The sequence below is a fragment of the Rhodoblastus sphagnicola genome, from assembly GCF_002937075.1.
Lineage (GTDB): Bacteria > Pseudomonadota > Alphaproteobacteria > Rhizobiales > Beijerinckiaceae > Rhodoblastus > Rhodoblastus sphagnicola.
Genome location: NZ_NHSJ01000084.1, coordinates 1 through 16,652, shown reverse-complemented (window position 1 = coordinate 16,652; position 16,652 = coordinate 1). Strand labels below are relative to the sequence as shown.

The following is a 16,652-nucleotide window of genomic DNA, read 5'->3' as shown; positions in this document are numbered from 1 at the left end:
CGCGAGCCTGACCATTGGCGCGACCAGTTCCGACCCATCGGGATCGAGCGTCGGCGCGGGTGTTGTGACCGGCGGCGCCGGCGGCGGCGGCAACAGTTTTTCCGGCGCGGGCGCGGCCTATGGCTCGGGCATCTTCCTCGACGGCATGACCTCCGGAGGCGGCGACGGCGTCGAGAAACTCACGCTGGGCGCCGGCCAGATCGCCGGCCAGACGACCACGATATCCGGAATCATCGCCGACGAAGCCGGCTCGGTTCAAGGCGCCGCCGGTCAGGGCGAACTGGTGATCGAGGGTCAGGGGACCGTCAAACTCGCCCCCGTGGATTCCAAAGGCGCCGCGACCGCCAATACGTTTGTCGGGGGAATCCTGCTGGAGGGCGGAACCCTCGAACTGGCGTCATCCGGCGCGGCGGGAGCGGGAGCCCTCACTTTCGTCAATGATGCGAAACTGGTCATCGACGGGACGGCGATGCCGGCCAATCTCATCTCCGGTTTTGCAGCGGGCGACGTGATCGATCTGACCGGGGTCGCCTTCACCGACGAGACGGCGACGCTCGACAGTTCCGACGCGCTGCATTTCACCGAGAATGGCCAGACTTACACCCTGCAATTCGATGCCGCCGCCGCGGGCCTGAGCTTCAGCGCGACATCCGACGGCGCCGCGGGAACGGACATCACCGTCGCCTGTTACGGCGCCGGGACCCGAATTCGGACCGGGCGCGGCGAAGTCGCGGTCGAGGATTTGCGCGTCGGCGACATGGCGCTGACGGCAGGCGGCGGACGCCGCCCGATCGGCTGGATCGGCTGGCGCGAACTCGATGTGACCCGCCATCCCGATCCGCGCGCCGTCCGGCCGGTGCGGATCGCCGCCGGCGCGTTCGGCGATCTGAAACCGCGCCGCGACCTCTGGCTCAGCCCAGGCCACAATGTCTTTGTCGACGGCGTGCTGATCCCCGCCATCGTCCTGGCCAATGGCGCCACCATCGAACAGGTCAGCGTCGAGAAGGTTGTCTATTATCACGTCGAACTCGACGCCCACGATATTGTTCTCGCCGAAAGCTATCTCGATTGCGGCAACCGCGACGCCTTCGCCAATGGCGGCGGCGCGACCGAGCTTTTTCCCGATTTCGCGCCAAGAGCCGATCGCGCAACATGCTGTCCGATCTGCAAGACGGGTCCGAAAGTCGAGGCGGCCAAGGCGCGCCTGCTCGCGCGGGCGCAAGACTTCGGTTTTGCAGCGACCCGCGATCCCGATCTGCATCTCCTCGCCGATGGCGCCCGGATCGAACCGGACAGGATCGAAGGCCGCCGCTACGCGTTCTCGCTGTCCGGGCACGTGAAGGACATCCGGCTGGCTTCGCGGGTCTGGACCCCCAGCCACATGCGGTCGGACAGCGCCGACGACCGCGATTTGGGCGTTCTCGCCACGCGTCTGGCGATTGATGGCGCGCCGCGCGATCTGACCGCGCTGGCCGACGGCTGGCGTGAAGTCGAATCCGCAAGTTGGCGCTGGACCGACGGCTTCGCCCGCCTGCCCGCCGGCGCGCGGACCATCGTCATCGAGATCGGCGACGATCCGTTTTACTGGACCGACCGCTCGGACGCCACCGCGCTGCTGTTCGGCTTTGTCGCGGGCGCCCGGGGTTTGCGCGCGGTTTAGCGCATATTCCCGAAAAAGGAATTCGGGTCCGGCCACGAAGATTGGGGCGTTTTCCATTCTGGTTCAGATCAGGTCAGACCGCGTCCCTTTCCGAACAGGCGCCCGATCGACAGTCCTCCCGACAGTCCTCCAAGGACATGGCCGGCGCGGACCCGCTCGCGCAGCGACTGGAACACGACGTAGAGCATCGGAATGAACAGGATGCCGATCAGGCTCGCCGTGAGCATGCCGGCGAACACGGGCGTGGACAGGTTGCGCCGCGCCAGCATGGCGGCGCCGTGGGCGAACACCAGCGGGACCAGGCCGAGGATGAAGGCGATGGAGGTCATCATCACCGCGCGGAACCGCAGCCGCGCCCCCTGCTCCGCCGCCTCCAGGATCGACCTGCCCGCCTCGCGCTGCTCCTTGGCGAATTCCACGATCAGGATGCCGTTCTTGGCGGAAAGCGCGATCAGCACCACCAGGCCGATCTGCGCGTAGAGATCGAGCGTGACCGAGCCAATCAGCATGCCCGCGAAGGCGCCGAACACCGCGATCGTCACCGACAGCAGCACGGGAATCGGGATCGCCCAGCTCTCGTAGAGCGCGACCAGGAACAGGAAGGCGAAGATCACCGCCAGCGCCAGAATGTAGCCGGTCTTGCCGATGGCTTCATGCTCCTGATAGGCCGTGCCGGTCCACTCGAACGTGAAGCCCGGCGGCAGGGTTTTCGCCGACACCTCGGCCATGGCCTGCATGGCGTCGCCGGAGGAGACGCCGGGCGCCGGCGAACCGTTGATCGTCACCGAGCGATAGTTGTTGTAGCGGCTGATCACCGCCGGCCCGACGACAGTGCGCGGGCTGGCGATGGATTGCAGCGGCGTCATCTCGCCCTTGGAATTGCGGACGTAGATGTCCCACAGCGACGGCAGATCGCGGCGCCCGGAGGCGTCGCCTTGCAGATTGACCTGCCAGGTTCGACCGAACATGTTGAAATTGTTTATATAGTAGCCGCCGAGCGAGATTTGCAGCGTCGAAAAGATGTCGTTGATGCCGATGCCCAGCGCCTGCGCCTTCTCGCGGTCGATGTCGAGCCAGATCGACGGCGCGCTGGCGTTATAGGTCGAGAACACCCGCGTCAGCTTCGGGTTCTGGTTGCCGGCGGCCAGCAGCGCGTTGGCGACGCTGGCCATGGCGGCGGGCTCGGCGCCCTGCATCGATTCCAACTGGTACTCGAAGCCGCCCGCCGTGGACAGACCGATCACGGGCGGGAGGTTGAACGGCAGCACGTTCGCGCTGCGCACCTGCCGCGTCGCCCCGAACGTCTTGCCGATCAGCGCCTGAGCGGAGGAACTCGCGACCGTGCGGTCGGCGAAGGGTTTCAATTGCACGATCATGAAAGCGTTGTTGGACGCCGAGTAAAAGTCGAGCAGCGACAGGCCGACGATCGACACGACATCGCGCACTTCCGGCATCTGCTTGACGATGTTCTCCACCTGAATGACGGTGGCTTCGGTGCGCGCCACCGAGGCGCCCTGGGGCAGCTGCACATTGATGAAGAAGGCGCCCTGATCCTCTTCGGGGAGAAAACTGGTCGGCGTGGTCAGCGACAGGCCGAAAATGCCGGCGGCGCAGGCCACGACCGCGACCACCGACAGAGCGGGACGGCGCAGCGCGATCCGCACCACGTGGACATAGCCGTCGCGGGCGCGATCAACGCCCCGGCCGAACTTGTGCAGGAGACCGCGCCGGTCGCTTTCATGGCGCAGGAACAGCGCGCATAGGGCCGGCGACAGCGTCAAGGCGTTGATCGCCGAGATCAGCATGGCCGCGCTGATGGTTTCGGCGAACTGGCGGAACAGTTCGCCCATCACGCCCGGCAGAAAGGCGATCGGCGTGAACACCGAGAGCAAGACCAGCGTGATGGCGATGATCGGCGCGGTGACCTGCGCCATCGCCTTTTTCGCGGCGTCGGCCGGCGAGAGCTCCGGCTCCTCCTCCATCACGCGCTCGACATTCTCGACCACCACGATGGCGTCGTCCACCACAATGCCGATGGCCAGCACCAGCGCCAGCATGGACACGGTGTTGACGGAAGCCCCCAGCGCGATCAGGACGGCGAATGTGCCGATCAGGCTGACCGGCGCCGCGATGATCGGAATCAGCGCGGCGCGGAAATTGCCGAGGAACAGCCACACCACCAGCGCCACCAGGACAAAGGCTTCGAGCAGCGTGTGCAGCACGGCCGACACGGTGTCGTTGACGAAGACCGTGGCGTCGTAAACCACGCGCGCGGTCACGCTTTCGGGGAAGCGCGGGCGCAATTCGTCGAGCTTGGCGCGCAAGGCGCTGGCGGTGTTGATGGCGTTGGCGCCCGGCCCGAGATACACGCCGATGCCGACGGTCGGCTCGCCGTTCAGCCGGGCATAGGTGTCCGCGCTCTGCGCGCCGAGCTCCACCCGGGCGACATCGGAGATTTTCAGCGTCGAGCCGTCGGGATTGGCGCGCAACACGATCGCGCCGAATTCTTCAGGCGTGGTCAGGCGGCCTTGCGTTTGCAGGTTGAACTGGAACGCCTGGTCGTTGGGCACGGGCCGCGCGCCGAGGCGGCCGACCGGCGCCTGCGCATTCTGGGCGCTGATCGCGGCGACCACGTCGGAGGGCGCGAGGTTGAGGCTCGACAGTTTCTCGATGTTGAACCAGATGCGCATCGAATAGTTCGAGCGGCCGAACAGGGTCGCCTCGCCGACGCCGGGCACGCGGGCGAGTTCGTCGATCACGTTGATCAGGCTGTAATTGGCCAGGAACAGCTGGTCGAATTTCCGATCGGTGCTGAAGAGGTTGATGACTTGCAGCATCGACGACGAGCGTTTTTGCACATTGACGCCTTGCAGCCGCACCTCCGCCGGCAATTGCGCCAAGGCGTTCTGCACGCGATTGTTGACGTTGACGGTGTTGATGTCGGGATTGGTCCCGAGCGCGAAGGAGACGTCGAGCGTGTAGGAGCCGTCATTGCCGCTCGAACTCTTCATGTAGATCGATTTATCGACGCCGACGACCTTGGCCTCGATCGGCTGCGCCACGGTCTGCTCCAGCACTTCCGCCGAAGCGCCGGGGAATGAGGTGGAAACCCGCACCTGCGGCGGCACGATGTCCGGCAGTTGCGCCACCGGAATCCGCATCAGCGCCAGCGCGCCGACCAAAGTGGTGACCAGCGCGATGACGGCCGCGAGGCGGGGACGATCGATGAAGACGTCGGCGATCATGGCTTACTTCTCCGCCAAAGGCGCTTCGAACGGCGCCGGCGCGACCGCCGCATTGGGCCGCGCCCGCTGCACGCCCTCGACGATGATGCGCTCGCCCGGCTTCAAACCATCGACCACGGCGGCGACGTCGGCCTTGGACTGTCCGAGTTTGACGCGGCGCTGCCTTGCGATGTCCTTGTCGTCGACGACATAGACATAATTGCCCTGCTGGTCGGTCAGCACGGCGGCGCGCGGGATCGCCAGCACCTCGCGCGGCGTCGGGCCTTCCAGAATCACGCGAACCATTTCGTCGTGGGTGAGTTCGTGGCCGCCGCCTGGCAGCGGCGGATTGGCGATGGTCCCGCGCAGGGTGATGGTGTCGGTGTCGCGCGCGACGCTGACGTCCTGAAGTTTCAGCTCACCCACCTCGCGATAAAGCCGCCCGTCGGGCAGACGCAAATGAATCTTCATCGCCTCCAGCCCGCCCTGCGCGGAAAATTGTTCGCGCAATTGCAGGAGACGGGTCACCGACACCGGAAACACAACGTAAGCCGGGTCCTGGCTGACCACGGTGGCGAGCGCGCCGGACGACGGTCCCACCACATTGCCCGGCGTGATGTTGATGCGGCCGATGCGGCCGTCGATCGGCGAACGGATTTCGGTGTAGCCGAGATTGATCTCCGACTGGCGCAATTGCGCCTGGGCCGAGCGCACCTGCGCCACCGCGGTGCGCTGCGCGGCGCGGGCGTTGTCGGCGGTGCTGCGGCTCGCCGTGTTGCTCTTGAGCAGTTCCTCGGCGCGGCCGAGCGTGAGATTGGCCAATTCGAGCTGCGCCTGCGCCTGCGCGACCGCCGCGCGCTTGGCCTCGACATCGGCCTCGAACGGCGGCTGCTCCAGCCTGAACAGCAAATCCCCCTTCTTCACCTCGGCGCCTTCGACAAACATCTGATCTTGCAGCCACGCGCTGACGCGCGCGACCAGATCGACGCGGCCGATCGCCTGGGCGCGGCCGTTGATCTCGGTGGTTTCGGTGATCGCTTGCGTGCGCGCCGGCGCCACGCCCACCGACGGCGGCCCGCCGCCGGGCGCTTGCGCGAAGGCCGGCTGTACGGTGAGCAGGGCGATGATCAGGGCGCAGGGATTTAAGGCGCGCATGGAAGACTCCGAAATCGGGAAGGACGTGGCGGGGGCGGATCAGCGGTAGGCGGCGAGAAACACGCGGACGCCGCCCTCGATCAGCGCCTCGTATTCGGCCGCGGCGGGCGGCCCGAGCGAAAGCTCCCAGCGCAGTTGCAGGCGGCCCTGCACCAGGCTGAGAAATTGCACGGCGGCGAGCCGGATATCGGGGATGCGCAGCAGACCGCGCGCGACGGCCGTCTCCAGGAACACGGCCATTTCGTCCTCGCACCGCCCCGGCCCCGCGCGCATGAAAGTTTCGGCGATCCGGGGAAAGCGGCCGCCGTTCATCATGATCAGGCGGTGCAGACCCAGTCCGCGATTGTCGAGGAAGAAGGCGGTGTAGCTGCGCGCGATCTGCCTCAGAGCGGGTTCGAGATCGATCGGGCCGTCGTGCGGCCGCCACAGCGCCTGAGGCCCCAGTTTGCCGCAGGCGTCGTCGACCATCTTGATCAGCAGGTCGTCCTTGCTGGCGAAATGCACGTAGAGCGTCGCCTTGGACACGCCGGCTTCGCGCGCGATCGTGTCCATGCTGGCGGCGTCGAACCCGCGTTGAAGAAACAGCTCCCGCGCCGTCTCCAAGATCAGGCGATATTTGCAGTTTTCGCCTGCCTCGTCGGTTGCCTCGCGCTTTCGCGGCCTGGGCACGTCAACGCCTCCTGGATCGCCCAAGGCCGACTGGTTGGCTGCCTGGCATGAGCGCAACCGTAAATCAGGACATTCGCGCTGGCAAGGAAAACCGAACGGTGTAGTTTCGACTTGAAGCGGGTCGCCGGAAATGGGCGAGCCAGCCCCGGCTCAATTCTTGTCGAGGATGGCCCGGTCGAAGGTCTGGCGCAGCGTGTGCGGCTTCTTGATCGCATGTTGCGATATGTCGAGCACCTGCCGCTTGTATTCCTCGGTGATCTCGCGCGCCTCGGCGGCGGAGCGCACCACATGCGGCGTGATCATGATCAGCAATTCGGTCTTGTCGGCTTCGTCGGTCTTGTCCTTGAAGGCGTTGCCGATGATCGGAATGTCGCCGAGCACCGGCACCTGATTGGCGATGTTGGAATGGTTGTTCTGCATCAGGCCGCCCAGCATCAGCGCTTCGCCGTCGTGGATGACGACCTGCGTGCTGACCTTGCGCTGCTGGATGGTGGGATTGGTGGAGGCGCCGCTGTTGGGCGCCACATTGGACACCTCCTGCACCAGTTGCAGCATGACCCGGCCGCTTTCGCTGATATGCGGCGTGATCGACAGGATGACGCCGGTGTCGCGATAGGACACGGATGTAAACGTGTTGCCGAGCGCGGTGGCGCTTTGCAGCGAGGCCACCGGCACCTGATCGCCCACTTGCAGGATCGCCTGATGATTGTCGAGCACGGTCAGCGAGGGCGTCGAAACGATATTGACCTTGGTGACGGCGTTGAGCGCGTTGATGGTCATTTGCATGTTCGGCGCCCGCAGCGCGTAGGAAAAGCCGGGGAAAGCCGCGCCAACGCCCGCGCCGAGGAGATTGTTGCCGAGCGTGTCGGTGGCGGCGGTCGCCGTCTGGGACGAGGTGGAGAAAGCGCCGGAACTCTTGGCCCGGTTGAGGAACCATTCGACGCCGAAATGCAGGCTGTCGTTGATGGTGACCTCGGCGATGGTCGCCTCGATGAAGACCTGATTGGGCAGGACGTCCAGGGTTTCGATCACGCGCAGAATGCGATGGTAGTCGGCGGGCGAGGCCATGATGACCAGGGCGTTCTTCGCTTCGTCGGCGGCGAGCCGGAAACGGCTGTCGTCGCCGAGCGTCGAGGCCTGCGGCCCATTGCTCGCGCTGGAGTCGGACCCGGACGCCGCGGCCGCAAGCTGATCGGTCTTGCCGGCGGCGTCGAGCGGATTGGCCGAAGGCGTGGCGTTGGAGGTCAGGCCGCCGATCGGATTGGTCGGCGGATTGCCGTTCTGGCCGAAAACGCCATTGTTGGCCGCCGACACATTGGCCTGCCCCTGGCGCGGCGACACCGAAGACCCCGCGCGCCCGCCGCTCTCGGAAGCGAACATCGAGGTCAGCACCTGCAACAATTCCTTGGCCGGGCGGTTTTGCACGCGATAGGTGTAAAACTGCTTCTCCGAGGTCTGGGCGCGGCCGTCGAGGCGCTGGATCCAGGCGCGGGCGCGGTCCAGATAGCCGCGCTGCGAGGTGATCACCAGAATGGCGTTGAGCCGCTTGTTGCCGACGAACCGGATCATGCCGTTCATCGGGCCTTCCTTTTCCGAACCGAACACGGCGCGCAGATCCTCGGCCATGGCGGCGGGATCGGAGCTTTTCACCGGGACGAGCGCGAAGGACATGCCGCGCATCGTATCGACGTCGAAGATCGAGATGGCGTCGCGCAGGGCGTCTATTTCCTGCGGCGATCCGCTCAGCACCAAAGCGCGGCGGGCTTCATCCGCGCGCACCACGCCGCCCTTGGCGGCGATGGGATCGAGCACGCGCTTCATCTCGCTGGCCGAGACATAATGCAGCGGCGCCACCACGGAGTCGCCGCCCAGTCCATTATTCTCGCGCGGTCCGGCGACCGACACGTCGGCGCCCGCGCCTCCGGCGGCCTCGGCGGGCACGATCTTGTAGATATGGCCCGAGCGCACCAGCGCGGCGCCGGACACGCGCAAGGCCGATTGAAACAGATCCAGCGCCTGGCGCTTCGAGACGGGATGGGCGGTATGGGCGGTGACCTTGCCTTCGAGCCGGGGATCGACCACATAATCGACGCCTTGCATGTCGCCGAGCACGATTTTCGCCGCTTCGGCGATCGGCAGATTGACCAGATTCAGCTCGACGCCCTCGCCACGGGGCTTGCGCGGCTTTTCCTCGCCCTCGGGCGCCGGCGGCGGCTCGGCGTTCTGGGCGATCACAATCTTCGCCGGGGGCGGCGCGCCGCTCCATTCCGCGACAAAACCGCGCTCACTCGGCTGGAATCCGCACAGGCCCCAAACCGCGCCGACCGCGAGTGTGATTGACAAATCCGAAAACGTCGAATTGCGCGGCGATCTGGTCCTTGTCGTCCTGGGCGCCCCAGACCGAACTCTCCCGCCGCAGACTGGCGTCGGTGATCAGCAGCAGCGGGATGGGCGCCTCAAGCGCCCGCGCCAGCGCGTGGATGGCCGGGAGCGGCCCGATGACGTCGAGCCGCGCCCCGGTCAAGGCGGCGCCGTCGATGGTTTTCGACGGCAGCATCTGCAAGGAGCGCACAGTGACCTTGGCCGCGTCGGCGGCGTCCTTGAGCCGCGCCTGCAAATTGGCGGCGACGAGGCCGTCGTTGTCGCCGTCGAGGAATTCGCCGCGTTCATTGTCGCGCGCCACCCGTCTGGCGTAATCGGATATGGCCGTCGCCTGCGCGGCCACCGCCCGATAGCGCGCGAGCGTTTCGCGGCGTTCGGCAAGGCCAGCCTCGCCGTCGTCGCGCAGGGCGCGGATCGGCTCGACCAGCCCGAAATAGAAGGCGATCAGGATCAGGGCGTTGACCGCGAGGAACCGCGCCGGGGAGTCGCGCAGGCGGCGGATAGCGGTCATGACGCCGGCTCCTTGCGGATCTTGAGCCGCAGGGAAAAACTTTCGAGCTTTTCCCTCGGATCGATGGTGATCGGCGCGGTGAGCGTCGCCTCGGAAAAATAGCGCGAACGCCCGTAAAGCATCGGCAGTTCGACCGCCGAACGGGCAAGGCCGGTCAGTTCGGCGCTGCGTTCGCCATCCTTGCCTTCGCTCAGGCGCAGGTCGGAGAGATAGGCGCTGTCGGGGGTGACGCGGCTGATCTCCTCCCACAGCGCGGTCATCGGCGCATTGCGTCGGCGCGCCTCGCGCAGGCGCTCCAGCAGCCGGCTTTCCTTGCCGGCGCGATCGGCGCTCTGGCGAATTTTTGCAGCCTGGCCCGACAGGTCAGCGATGCGCGCGTCGAGTTCGGCCGCCTGTTCGCCTTGGCGCCAGAAATCGACGGCGAATCCAACGATCAGCAACAGCGCCGCGAGGGCCGCCAGAGCGCCGGCCGCGCGAAAGAAGCGTTGGTCGTTTCCGGTTCCGGCCAGTTTGATTTCGTGGGCCGCAACGCCCGGCGTCGGCGCCGCGCGGATCGAGGCGAGGTCGTCGAACAGCAGACCAGAGCCTTCCAGCGCCGCCGCAACGAGATCGCGGCGCAGCAGGGTGAGCGCGACCGTCGTCTTGCCGCGTTCGGCATGGGGCTGGACCGCCGTCTGGACGAAAATCTCGTCGCGCCGGAACGGAGTCTTGCGCTCGATTTCCGCGTCCACCAGCGCGTCCAGCCGCGACAGCGCCGCGACCGGCAGGTCGAAACGACGCGGGAGGAACGATCCGGCCGGCAATTCGAGCGCGATGGCGAGTCCCTTGCGCGACAATTTGCGGCGCGCCAGCGCGGCGTCGAGCGAACCGGAGGCGATCTCCGCCCCGGAAATGCGAAAGCCCGGCGCGCCCGGCGCGTCGGCGACAACAATTTCGCCGGCCCGCGCCGTCACGACGGCGGCCCGCGCGCCCCGGCCCAGCAGCCAGGACCGCAAGGCCGGAGGCAGCAGCTTTCTGGCTTCGTGGCGCTCCCAATCGAGAAACCGACGCAAGGCGGACGAAAGCCAAGTCAAACTGATTTCGGATTTCGCCGCTTGCGCGCGCGGGACCGGGGCGTTGGTGGTCATGACAGTCCCTTCAGCGCGCGGCGGCGCGCGCGCCGATCAGGCGCGAAGACAGGATCAGCCGGCGATAATTGGCGAGCGTCGGCGGGCCGTTCGGGGCCAGCAGGTTGGCGTTCACCACGAGATCGCCATAGGGCGAGGCCCGCGCGGACCGAGGCCGGCGCGGCGCGTCATTCGGTTCGGGACTCGCCGCCTCGGGTTTGGGGTCGGCGAACAGGCCAGCGGGCGTCTCGACCGCCAGCGCCGGCATGGCGATCGGCCGGCGCCGACCCTTGATCATTTCGACGCCGAGCATCGCCGGCCGGAAAGAACCGTCCTGCCGCTCGCAGGATCTGAAGCTCAACACGCAGTCGATCCGGTCCGAAAACCGGGGCGCGCGCTCGCGCATCAGCGCGGCGACGCGGTCGAAAGCGGCGGCGCAATCGGCGGCGGAAAAAACGCCGGAGTTGCGACAGGCGTCGAGCGTGGCGAAGAAATGGGCGACTTCTAAACGGGAGGCTTGGGCTCGCGCCAGGGCGGGGACCAGCAACGACAAAGAAACTCAACACAACTGTAATATTAGTGTCATTCGACTGCGAAACTCTAAGATATGATCTGCATTTCCAATTGAAGAACAGAATAAATGCCGATCCATTTCACACAACCGCAACATGGCCCGCTGTTAAATATTTAAACAACACTTGATATCTGGACGCAAGATCCATGATCGACCACGGGCGGATTCAGGAAGGCAGGCCATGACGGAACAGGCGGTCGCGCGGGGCGCGCCGGACGGCTTCGCACAGACATTCGGCGACTTCCTCCAGGGCCGTGGCGCACTCGACGAACTGGCGCTGCAACGCGCCCAGCGCGCGGCGCGCCAGAGCGGCGAAAGGTTCGACCGCGTTCTCACCAAGCTCGGCCTGATCGCCGACGCGGATCTCGCCGGCTGCCTCGCCGCCTTTCTCCACCTGGACGAGGCGAAAGCGGCCGATGCGCCGCTGGATGCGGCGGCGGCGGAACTGGCGCCGCGCAAATTTTTACGCGCGAACGCCTTGCTGCCCTTGAAGGTCGAGGGCGACCGGCTCGCCGTGGCGGTGACGGACCCGTTTGACGACGACTCCATCGATGCGCTCGCCTACGCCACCGGCCTCAGCATCGAACGCCGCCTCGCCAGCCCCGCCTTGTTCGAACAGCACTGGGCGCAACTTTACGGGGCGCGGCCGGGCGCGGCCGACGGCCTCGGCGAGGACCGGCGCGCCGACGAGGCGAGCGAGGTCGATTTGCAACGGCTGCGCGACATCGCCAACGAGGCCCCGGTGGTGCGGCGCGTCAACCAGATCGTCGCCGATGCCATCGAAGCGCGCGCCTCCGACATTCACATCGAGCCGACGCCCGAGGGCGTGCAATTGCGCTACCGCATCGATGGCGCGCTGCGCACCGTGGACGTGCTGCCCCCCGGTCTCAAGGCGGCGATCGCGTCTCGCGTAAAAATCATGGCGCGGCTCTACATCGCCGAACGGCGCCTGCCGCAGGACGGCCGCATCAAACTCGGCATACGCGGCGTGGACATTGATTTCCGCGTGTCCACCCTGCCCACCGTTCATGGCGAGAGCATCGTGCTGCGCATTCTCGACCGCAGCCGCATCGCGCTCGATTTTTTCGCGCTCGGCTTCGAGCCTGAGACTATCGCCACGCTGCGCGACGTGATGCGTCTGCCCAATGGCATCGTCCTCGTCACCGGCCCAACCGGCAGCGGCAAGACCACCACGCTCTACACCGCCCTGCGCGAACTGGCGCGTCCCGACGTCAAGCTTTTTAACGTCGAGGACCCCGTCGAATACCAGCTCTCAGGGATCAATCAGGTTCAGGTGCAGCCGGGCATCGGGCTCGACTTTCCCTCCACCCTGCGCGCCATTCTGCGTCAGGATCCGGATATTGTGATGATCGGCGAAATCCGCGACGCGGAGACCGCGCGCATCGCCATTCAGGCCTCGCTCACCGGCCATCTGGTGTTCTCGACCCTGCACACCAACAGCGCCAGCGCCAGCGCCAGCGCCTCGATCACGCGCCTGATCGACATGGGCGTGGAAAATTATCTGATCGCCTCGACCGTCAAAGCCGTGCTGGCGCAACGGCTGGTGCGCCGGCTGTGCGCCTGCGCGGCGCCGCTCGCCGAGGCCGACGTCTGGCGCGACCGTCTGGCTGACGAGATCGCGCCGCAAAAAACACCGGCGCTTCTGCTCGCCCCCCAGGGCTGTCCGCAATGCCGCGGCCTTGGTTATTCCGGCCGCTCCACCATCGCCGAACTGCTGGTGATGAACGAGCGCATCCAGCGGCTGGTGTGCCAGAACACCGCCGATTCCGACCTGGAGGCGGCGGCGCGGGCGAGCGGCATGACCACCATGTATCAGTGCGGCATGGCCAAGGCCTGGCGCGGCGAAACCAGCGTGGACGAAGTTTTGCGCGTCACACGGATGGGTTGAGATGGCGCGCTTTTCCTATCGCGCTTTCGATACGGCCGGCGATTTGCGCCAGGGCGAGATCGAGGCCGTTTCCCGCCCCGAGGCCGAGGAAAGCCTGTGGCGCCAGGGCCTGACGCCGTTCGAATGGCGCGGGACCGGAGAGGCCGCCCCGTTTTGGCGCAGGTTCAAACTCGGCGACGGGCGCCCGAGCGCAAAACGGCTCGCCGGTTTCACCCGCGAATTTGCGACGTTGGAACAGGCCGACATTCCGCTCGATCACAGCCTGCGACTGCTCGCCTCCGAAACCGGCTCGACGGCGCTGCGCCGCATCGCCGAGGATCTGCTGCGCCAGATCGTCGATGGCGCCTCGCCGTCGCAGGCGCTCGCCAGCCGGCCGGATGTGTTCGGCGAGGATTATGTCCAGGTGGTGCGCGAGGGCGAAAGCGTCGGCCGCGTCGGCGCGGCGCTGGGCGAACTGGCCGACATGCTGGAGCGCCGCCAGGAATTGCGCGGGCGTATCCAGGGCGCGCTGGTCTACCCTTCCCTGCTGATCGTGATGGCGGTGCTTTCGACCTCGGTGGTGCTGGGGACGCTCGTGCCGAATATCGCGCCGATCTTTACCGACAATGGCAAGCCGCTGCCGTCGGGCCTGCGCTTCATCGTCGATCTCGAAGCCCATGGCCAGGAGGTCGGCCTCGCCGCCGTTTTGATCCTGGTCCTGATCGCCGCGAGCGCGCGGATCATCGCCGCCCGTCCCGCCCTGCGGATCGCCTTCGACCGGACCCTGCTGCGGCTGCCGGCGCTGGGGCCGTTGCTGCAAAAGCTGGCGGCGGCGCGTTTCGCGCGCTCGCTCGGTTCGACGCTCAAGGCCGGCGCGCCGCTGCTGCCGGCGTTCGACAGCGCGCGCCTGTCGGTCAGCAACGCTTTTTTGCGCGACCGTTTCGCTCATGCGCTGGACGAGGTGCGGGGCGGGGCGCGATTGAGCGCGGCGCTGCGCGACATCGAGTTCTTTCCCTCGGCGGCGGCGCAAATGGTCGCGATTGGCGAGGAAACCGGACAATCCGCCGCCATGCTGCTGCGCCTCGCCGCTCTGTTCGAACGCGACACCCACGCGGCAATAGAAAGGGTGATGAGCCTGCTCACCCCCATGCTCACCATTGGCATAGCCGGCGTGGTCGGCGCGCTGATCCTGACGGTGATGGACGCCGTGCTTTGCATCAACGACATGGCGCTGAAGTGAAACATCGCCGCGCGGAAAAACGGCGCGCCGGCTTCAGCTTGCTGGAAATGCTCGCCGCGCTGACCATCATCGCACTGGCCGGCGCCTTCGCCGCGCAAGTGTTGCGGCCGAAATCGCCGCGCCTGCGGCTGGAAGTCGCGGCGCGCGCCCTCTGCGCGACCCTGCGGGCGGCGCAGGCGCGGGCGCTCGCGACCCAGACGCCGGCTTTCGTCTCCATCGACGTCAATGCCAGGAGCTATGCCTCCTCCGTCGGCGGCCTGGGACGATTGCCCGCCGATGCTTCCGTCACCCTCACCCTCGCCAAGGACGAGGCCGGGGCGGGACAGGGCGCGATCAAATTCTTTCCGGGCGGCGGCGCGAGCGGCGGCGACATCGCCCTGACGCTGGAGGGGCGCGCGGCGAAAATCTCGGTGAATTGGCTGACCGGAGGCGCCACATGCGTTTACCAATAGGGTCTGTGACCGCCTATTTCGCCGCCGCGACGCGCCGACGTTTTGCTTGGAGCAAAACGCCGGCGCGCCCTTCGGGTGTGGCTGAAATGGCCGGCTGGTTCGTCGCAAGGCTCACCAATATTCTCAATATTGGTTTCGCCTTCCTCCTGCCATCCGTCTCATTTCAGCCAAATCTCGTGCGCCGAAATAAGCGGCCACAGACCCTGGCGCGACGGCGGGGATTCACCCTGATCGAGGCCCTGGCCGCCTTCGCCATCATGGCGCTGGCGCTCGGCCAATTGCTGCGGGCGATCGGCGCGGGAGCCGAAAACCAGCGGCGGGCGGATTTTTTGTCGCGCGCCTCGCTTGATGGCTCCTCGCATCTCGCCGAGATCGGCGCCTCCCAACCACTCGCGCCCGGCGACAGCACGGGGCGTTACGACGACGGCCTGCGCTGGCGGCTGCGCGTCGCGCAGGATCGCACCGCCGCCGGACTCGGCGGTCGCCCGTTGCTGATCGGTTATCGCCTGCGCCTGGAGGTTCTGCCCGCGACCGGGAGCGGCGCGGGCTTCACGCTGGTCGCGGAAAAGCTGGTCGCGCCGCAACCGACAGGGCCGGCGCCATGAAGTCGAAACGCCAACCCAAACGCCGGCTGGGTTTCACCCTGATTGAACTCCTGGTCGCGCTCAGCCTGCTGGCGCTGCTGATCGTCACGCTGGCCGGCGGGTTGCGGCTGGGAACCCGCGCCTGGGAAAGCGCCCGCGTGGGCGCATCGCTCGACGAAGCCGACGCTATTGTCCGCGCGCTCGCCGGCCAGTTGGAGCGGGCTTTTCCGGCCAGGCTGCGCCGCGCCGACGGCGCCCCCATCGTCGCCTTCGACGGCGGCCCGGATCGGTGCCGCTTTGTCGCCTTGAGCGAAGGAACCGCCAATTGGGGCGGGCTGGTGACGACCGAGATCGGACGCAACGGGACGCGCGGGCTCGACGCCTGGACCCTGGTTTACCGCGAAGACGATTTCGCCGCCGCGCGCGAGGCGATGCGCGCCACGGCGTTGAGCGACCGACTGGACATCTTGAGCTTCGCCTATTTTGGCGCCGCCGCGCCGAACCAGCCGCCGCAATGGCGCGACGACTGGCGCGGCGCTGCGACGCCCCCGAGTCTGATCCGCTTGCGCATTCGCCTGCGCGGGCCGCGCGGCCCGGTGGAAAGCGCCGCCACCATCGCCTTGCCAATGCAGTGACGGGCCGATGCAGGCTGTCGCGCCAGCGTCAGAAAACCTTCGTAAGATCGCGGCGGCGGCATTGGAACACCACCTTGAACCGGCTGAAAGTCATCACGCTCGCGGGACTGGCGCTCCTCGACCTTGCGGCCGGGGCTTTCGCTCTGAACGCCTGGACGCGCGAGCCGGATGATGCGTCGGTCGCCCCGCGCGGCGCCCCGCCTCTCGCGCCGGCGGCCGCATCGGGGCCGCCGCCGGATGCGGAAACCGCCGCGACCGAGACGCTCGGACGGCCCCTGTTTGTGAAATCGCGCCGGCCTTCCCTCGACGGGCCCAAGGCCGGCCCCGCCGCGCCGCCGCCGACCGGAATGAAATTGCGCGCCGTCGTGACCATCGACGAGGCGGCGCGCGCCTATCTGGTCGCGGAGGGAAGCGCCGAGGGCCAATGGCTGCGGGTTGGCGACGAATTGAATTCCTGGACCGTCGAGAGGATTTCCCGCCGCGAAATCGCGCTGCGGCGCGACGAGGAAACCGTCGCCATCGGCTTCGACGATGCAGAGGCCCCCGCCCCCCGCGCGGCGGCGCCGCCTCCT

Annotated in this window: 14 protein-coding genes; 7 read left to right on the top strand and 7 right to left on the bottom strand. The window is 67.0% G+C overall.

Annotated features, from left to right (window positions below; all coding sequences use genetic code 11):
• On the top strand, window positions 1–1,660 hold a 1,660-nt coding region (locus CCR94_RS13670), incomplete at its 5' end, for a Hint domain-containing protein (RefSeq protein WP_146089997.1).
• Between the two features lie 68 nt (window positions 1,661–1,728).
• Here the strand turns inward: CCR94_RS13670 and CCR94_RS13665 are convergent.
• From CCR94_RS13665 to CCR94_RS13635, 7 genes are all read right to left on the bottom strand, one after another.
• Window positions 1,729–4,905 (bottom strand): efflux RND transporter permease subunit, encoded by a 3,177-nt coding sequence (locus CCR94_RS13665; protein ID WP_104508407.1) that lies wholly within the window; start codon window positions 4,903–4,905, stop codon window positions 1,729–1,731.
• Window positions 4,906–4,908: 3 nt separating this feature from the next.
• Window positions 4,909–6,039 carry an efflux RND transporter periplasmic adaptor subunit gene (locus CCR94_RS13660; protein ID WP_104508406.1) on the bottom strand — a complete coding sequence of 377 codons (1,131 nt, stop codon included), beginning with the start codon at window positions 6,037–6,039 and terminating at the stop codon, window positions 4,909–4,911.
• Window positions 6,040–6,078: 39 nt separating this feature from the next.
• Window positions 6,079–6,708: a TetR/AcrR family transcriptional regulator gene (locus tag CCR94_RS13655; protein WP_104508405.1), complete on the bottom strand. Its 630-nt coding sequence runs from the start codon at window positions 6,706–6,708 to the stop codon at window positions 6,079–6,081.
• A gap of 150 nt (window positions 6,709–6,858) precedes the next feature.
• Window positions 6,859–9,051 (bottom strand): type II secretion system secretin GspD, encoded by a 2,193-nt coding sequence (gene gspD, locus CCR94_RS13650; RefSeq protein WP_244594066.1) that lies wholly within the window; start codon window positions 9,049–9,051, stop codon window positions 6,859–6,861.
• A complete protein-coding gene (gspM, locus tag CCR94_RS13645; RefSeq protein ID WP_104508404.1) occupies window positions 8,993–9,601 on the bottom strand; it encodes a type II secretion system protein GspM in 609 nt (202 codons plus the stop codon). Before gspM ends, gspD begins: the two co-directional genes overlap by 59 nt.
• On the bottom strand, window positions 9,598–10,728 hold the full coding sequence (locus CCR94_RS13640; protein WP_104508403.1) for a PilN domain-containing protein: 1,131 nt from the start codon (window positions 10,726–10,728) through the stop codon (window positions 9,598–9,600). Before CCR94_RS13640 ends, gspM begins: the two co-directional genes overlap by 4 nt.
• 10 nt (window positions 10,729–10,738) lie before the next feature.
• Window positions 10,739–11,260: a DUF1190 domain-containing protein gene (locus tag CCR94_RS13635; RefSeq protein ID WP_104508402.1), complete on the bottom strand. Its 522-nt coding sequence runs from the start codon at window positions 11,258–11,260 to the stop codon at window positions 10,739–10,741.
• 202 nt (window positions 11,261–11,462) lie between these two features.
• Between CCR94_RS13635 and CCR94_RS13630 the strand changes: the two genes are divergently transcribed.
• The 6 genes from CCR94_RS13630 to CCR94_RS13605 form a co-directional block, all read left to right on the top strand.
• Entirely contained in the window at window positions 11,463–13,190 is a 1,728-nt protein-coding gene (locus tag CCR94_RS13630; RefSeq protein WP_104508401.1) for a GspE/PulE family protein, read from the top strand.
• Between the two features lies 1 nt (window position 13,191).
• A complete protein-coding gene (locus CCR94_RS13625; protein ID WP_104508400.1) occupies window positions 13,192–14,409 on the top strand; it encodes a type II secretion system F family protein in 1,218 nt (405 codons plus the stop codon).
• Window positions 14,406–14,861 (top strand): prepilin-type N-terminal cleavage/methylation domain-containing protein, encoded by a 456-nt coding sequence (locus tag CCR94_RS13620; protein WP_244594065.1) that lies wholly within the window; start codon window positions 14,406–14,408, stop codon window positions 14,859–14,861. The genes CCR94_RS13625 and CCR94_RS13620 overlap by 4 nt, the downstream gene beginning before the upstream one ends.
• The gene (locus CCR94_RS13615; RefSeq protein WP_244594064.1) at window positions 14,846–15,466 is read left to right on the top strand and encodes a prepilin-type N-terminal cleavage/methylation domain-containing protein; all 621 of its coding nucleotides are present in this window, start codon (window positions 14,846–14,848) and stop codon (window positions 15,464–15,466) included. The genes CCR94_RS13620 and CCR94_RS13615 overlap by 16 nt, the downstream gene beginning before the upstream one ends.
• Window positions 15,463–16,080, top strand: a complete 618-nt coding sequence (locus tag CCR94_RS13610) for a prepilin-type N-terminal cleavage/methylation domain-containing protein (RefSeq protein ID WP_104508399.1) — start codon at window positions 15,463–15,465, stop codon at window positions 16,078–16,080. The genes CCR94_RS13615 and CCR94_RS13610 overlap by 4 nt, the downstream gene beginning before the upstream one ends.
• A gap of 74 nt (window positions 16,081–16,154) precedes the next feature.
• On the top strand, window positions 16,155–16,652 hold a 498-nt coding region (locus CCR94_RS13605; protein WP_425332334.1), incomplete at its 3' end, for a hypothetical protein.